Here is a 524-nt window from a genome sequence, read left to right as displayed (position 1 = left end):
TCTGCTGAAGACTTAACAAATGTACTAAAGAGCTTTGGGCTTCCTGATTTTGAAGTCGTGGAAAATCGGGTTATGACGTATAAAGACAACGAGACAAAGTCGATTATTCGAAACGAATTTATGCCCGCTAACCGTATCATCATGGCTTCTAGCGGTGCAGGGAAGTATCTGCTAGGCCCGACGCTTGAAAACAACTTCCAGCCAGGTATTTTACTAATGGCAGAAGACCAAAAAAAGCCGCTGCAATCTGTTGTTGAAACGGTCGGCGCTGGCTTCCCTGTGCTTGAAAATCCATTCCTTATCAAGCACTTGGATGTATTTACGCCATAGGAGGGTTTATATGGCTAAAGTAACTGTACGAGTACTAAACGCAATTGTAGACGGCAAAAGAAAAGGTGAGCGGTTGGACATTGAAGAAAAGTCCGCTGCTTATTTGTCGTCCATCGGTTATGTAGAGGTGATAAAAGATGCCGAAACCAAGCAAAGGAACACCAAAGGACATGCGGCTAAAAAGAAATCGCAAG

Annotated in this window: 1 protein-coding gene and 1 pseudogene; both read left to right on the top strand. The window is 43.7% G+C overall.

Features of this window, described 5'->3' with window-relative positions; all coding sequences use genetic code 11:
• Nucleotides 1–330 (top strand): annotated as a pseudogene (locus tag N6H06_RS23050) (major capsid protein); the annotation flags it as partial.
• Between the two features lie 10 nt (nt 331–340).
• Nucleotides 341–524, top strand: a 184-nt coding sequence (locus tag N6H06_RS23045; RefSeq protein ID WP_263708076.1) for a hypothetical protein, incomplete at its 3' end; no start/stop codon positions are given.

The organism is Shouchella tritolerans (genome assembly GCF_025770735.1).
Taxonomy (GTDB): domain Bacteria; phylum Bacillota; class Bacilli; order Bacillales; family Bacillaceae_D; genus Shouchella; species Shouchella tritolerans.
This window is presented reverse-complemented; position numbering and strand designations above follow the sequence as displayed.